This is a genomic window from Bacillus sp. P4_D3 (assembly GCF_056401855.1).
On sequence record NZ_JBFUIN010000249.1, the window covers coordinates 1 to 4,673 of the forward strand.

2 rRNA genes are annotated in these 4,673 nt (G+C 51.2%); both read left to right on the top strand.

Going from position 1 to position 4,673, the window contains the following annotated elements:
- Nucleotides 1-39 precede the first annotated feature (39 nt).
- Nucleotides 40-1,591 (top strand): 16S ribosomal RNA (locus tag AC1DTM_RS18500).
- A gap of 146 nt (nt 1,592-1,737) precedes the next feature.
- A 23S ribosomal RNA gene (locus AC1DTM_RS18505) occupies nt 1,738-4,659 on the top strand.
- The 16S and 23S rRNA genes sit together here, the layout of an rRNA operon.
- Nucleotides 4,660-4,673 lie beyond the last annotated feature (14 nt).

The following is a 4,673-nucleotide window of genomic DNA, read 5'->3' on the forward strand; positions in this document are numbered from 1 at the left end:
AACGTCAATTTTTATTTTTAGATGCTAGACAAACTAACTTTATTGGAGAGTTTGATCCTGGCTCAGGATGAACGCTGGCGGCGTGCCTAATACATGCAAGTCGAGCGAATGGATTAAGAGCTTGCTCTTATGAAGTTAGCGGCGGACGGGTGAGTAACACGTGGGTAACCTACCCATAAGACTGGGATAACTCCGGGAAACCGGGGCTAATACCGGATAATATTTTGAACTGCATAGTTCGAAATTGAAAGGCGGCTTCGGCTGTCACTTATGGATGGACCCGCGTCGCATTAGCTAGTTGGTGAGGTAACGGCTCACCAAGGCAACGATGCGTAGCCGACCTGAGAGGGTGATCGGCCACACTGGGACTGAGACACGGCCCAGACTCCTACGGGAGGCAGCAGTAGGGAATCTTCCGCAATGGACGAAAGTCTGACGGAGCAACGCCGCGTGAGTGATGAAGGCTTTCGGGTCGTAAAACTCTGTTGTTAGGGAAGAACAAGTGCTAGTTGAATAAGCTGGCACCTTGACGGTACCTAACCAGAAAGCCACGGCTAACTACGTGCCAGCAGCCGCGGTAATACGTAGGTGGCAAGCGTTATCCGGAATTATTGGGCGTAAAGCGCGCGCAGGTGGTTTCTTAAGTCTGATGTGAAAGCCCACGGCTCAACCGTGGAGGGTCATTGGAAACTGGGAGACTTGAGTGCAGAAGAGGAAAGTGGAATTCCATGTGTAGCGGTGAAATGCGTAGAGATATGGAGGAACACCAGTGGCGAAGGCGACTTTCTGGTCTGTAACTGACACTGAGGCGCGAAAGCGTGGGGAGCAAACAGGATTAGATACCCTGGTAGTCCACGCCGTAAACGATGAGTGCTAAGTGTTAGAGGGTTTCCGCCCTTTAGTGCTGAAGTTAACGCATTAAGCACTCCGCCTGGGGAGTACGGCCGCAAGGCTGAAACTCAAAGGAATTGACGGGGGCCCGCACAAGCGGTGGAGCATGTGGTTTAATTCGAAGCAACGCGAAGAACCTTACCAGGTCTTGACATCCTCTGAAAACTCTAGAGATAGAGCTTCTCCTTCGGGAGCAGAGTGACAGGTGGTGCATGGTTGTCGTCAGCTCGTGTCGTGAGATGTTGGGTTAAGTCCCGCAACGAGCGCAACCCTTGATCTTAGTTGCCATCATTAAGTTGGGCACTCTAAGGTGACTGCCGGTGACAAACCGGAGGAAGGTGGGGATGACGTCAAATCATCATGCCCCTTATGACCTGGGCTACACACGTGCTACAATGGACGGTACAAAGAGCTGCAAGACCGCGAGGTGGAGCTAATCTCATAAAACCGTTCTCAGTTCGGATTGTAGGCTGCAACTCGCCTACATGAAGCTGGAATCGCTAGTAATCGCGGATCAGCATGCCGCGGTGAATACGTTCCCGGGCCTTGTACACACCGCCCGTCACACCACGAGAGTTTGTAACACCCGAAGTCGGTGGGGTAACCTTTATGGAGCCAGCCGCCTAAGGTGGGACAGATGATTGGGGTGAAGTCGTAACAAGGTAGCCGTATCGGAAGGTGCGGCTGGATCACCTCCTTTCTATGGAGAATTGATGAACGCAGTTCATCAATAAACGTTGACTTGTTTTGTTTCGTTCAGTTTTGAGAGAACTATCTCTCAAGTTTAAATGTATGTTCTTTGAAAACTAGATAACAGTGTAGCTCATATTTTTTTAATTTTAGTTTGGTTAAGTTAGAAAGGGCGCACGGTGGATGCCTTGACACTAGGAGTCGATGAAGGACGGGACTAACGCCGATATGCTTCGGGGAGCTGTAAGTAAGCTTTGATCCGAAGATTTCCGAATGGGGAAACCCACTATACGTAATGGTATGGTATCCTTACCTGAATACATAGGGTATGGAAGACAGACCCAGGGAACTGAAACATCTAAGTACCTGGAGGAAGAGAAAGCAAATGCGATTTCCTGAGTAGCGGCGAGCGAAACGGAATCTAGCCCAAACCAAGAGGCTTGCCTCTTGGGGTTGTAGGACATTCTATACGGAGTTACAAAGGAACGAGGTAGACGAAGCGACCTGGAAAGGTCCGTCACAGAGGGTAACAACCCCGTAGTCGAAACTTCGTTCTCTCTTGAATGTATCCTGAGTACGGCGGAACACGTGAAATTCCGTCGGAATCTGGGAGGACCATCTCCCAAGGCTAAATACTCCCTAGTGATCGATAGTGAACCAGTACCGTGAGGGAAAGGTGAAAAGCACCCCGGAAGGGGAGTGAAAGAGATCCTGAAACCGTGTGCCTACAAATAGTCAGAGCCCGTTAATGGGTGATGGCGTGCCTTTTGTAGAATGAACCGGCGAGTTACGATCCCGTGCRAGGTTAAGCTGAAGAGGCGGAGCCGCAGCGAAAGCGAGTCTGAATAGGGCGTTTAGTACGTGGTCGTAGACCCGAAACCAGGTGATCTACCCATGTCCAGGGTGAAGTTCAGGTAACACTGAATGGAGGCCCGAACCCACGCACGTTGAAAAGTGCGGGGATGAGGTGTGGGTAGCGGAGAAATTCCAATCGAACCTGGAGATAGCTGGTTCTCCCCGAAATAGCTTTAGGGCTAGCCTTAAGTGTAAGAGTCTTGGAGGTAGAGCACTGATTGAACTAGGGGTCCTCATCGGATTACCGAATTCAGTCAAACTCCGAATGCCAATGACTTATCCTTAGGAGTCAGACTGCGAGTGATAAGATCCGTAGTCAAGAGGGAAACAGCCCAGATCGCCAGCTAAGGTCCCAAAGTGTGTATTAAGTGGAAAAGGATGTGGAGTTGCTTAGACAACTAGGATGTTGGCTCAGAAGCAGCCACCATTTAAAGAGTGCGTAATAGCTCACTAGTCGAGTGACTCTGCGCCGAAAATGTACCGGGGCTAAATACACCACCGAAGCTGCGAATTGATACCAATGGTATCAGTGGTAGGGGAGCGTTCTAAGTGCAGTGAAGTCAGACCGGAAGGACTGGTGGAGCGCTTAGAAGTGAGAATGCCGGTATGAGTAGCGAAAGACGGGTGAGAATCCCGTCCACCGAATGCCTAAGGTTTCCTGAGGAAGGCTCGTCCGCTCAGGGTTAGTCAGGACCTAAGCCGAGGCCGACAGGCGTAGGCGATGGACAACAGGTTGATATTCCTGTACCACCTCTTTATCGTTTGAGCAATGGAGGGACGCAGAAGGATAGAAGAAGCGTGCGATTGGTTGTGCACGTCCAAGCAGTTAGGCTGATAAGTAGGCAAATCCGCTTATCGTGAAGGCTGAGCTGTGATGGGGAAGCTCCTTATGGAGCGAAGTCTTTGATTCCCCGCTGCCAAGAAAAGCTTCTAGCGAGATAAAAGGTGCCTGTACCGCAAACCGACACAGGTAGGCGAGGAGAGAATCCTAAGGTGTGCGAGAGAACTCTGGTTAAGGAACTCGGCAAAATGACCCCGTAACTTCGGGAGAAGGGGTGCTTTCTTAACGGAAAGCCGCAGTGAATAGGCCCAAGCGACTGTTTAGCAAAAACACAGGTCTCTGCGAAGCCGTAAGGCGAAGTATAGGGGCTGACACCTGCCCGGTGCTGGAAGGTTAAGGAGAGGGGTTAGCGTAAGCGAAGCTCTGAACTGAAGCCCCAGTAAACGGCGGCCGTAACTATAACGGTCCTAAGGTAGCGAAATTCCTTGTCGGGTAAGTTCCGACCCGCACGAAAGGTGTAACGATTTGGGCACTGTCTCAACCAGAGACTCGGTGAAATTATAGTACCTGTGAAGATGCAGGTTACCCGCGACAGGACGGAAAGACCCCGTGGAGCTTTACTGTAGCCTGATATTGAATTTTGGTACAGTTTGTACAGGATAGGCGGGAGCCATTGAAACCGGAGCGCTAGCTTCGGTGGAGGCGCTGGTGGGATACCGCCCTGACTGTATTGAAATTCTAACCTACGGGTCTTATCGACCCGGGAGACAGTGTCAGGTGGGCAGTTTGACTGGGGCGGTCGCCTCCTAAAGTGTAACGGAGGCGCCCAAAGGTTCCCTCAGAATGGTTGGAAATCATTCGTAGAGTGCAAAGGCATAAGGGAGCTTGACTGCGAGACCTACAAGTCGAGCAGGGACGAAAGTCGGGCTTAGTGATCCGGTGGTTCCGCATGGAAGGGCCATCGCTCAACGGATAAAAGCTACCCCGGGGATAACAGGCTTATCTCCCCCAAGAGTCCACATCGACGGGGAGGTTTGGCACCTCGATGTCGGCTCATCGCATCCTGGGGCTGTAGTCGGTCCCAAGGGTTGGGCTGTTCGCCCATTAAAGCGGTACGCGAGCTGGGTTCAGAACGTCGTGAGACAGTTCGGTCCCTATCCGTCGTGGGCGCAGGAAATTTGAGAGGAGCTGTCCTTAGTACGAGAGGACCGGGATGGACGCACCGCTGGTGTACCAGTTGTTCTGCCAAGGGCATAGCTGGGTAGCTATGTGCGGAAGGGATAAGTGCTGAAAGCATCTAAGCATGAAGCCCCCCTCAAGATGAGATTTCCCATAGCGTAAGCTAGTAAGATCCCTGAAAGATGATCAGGTTGATAGGTTCGAGGTGGAAGCATGGTGACATGTGGAGCTGACGAATACTAATAGATCGAGGACTTAACCATATAATATGAAGCAA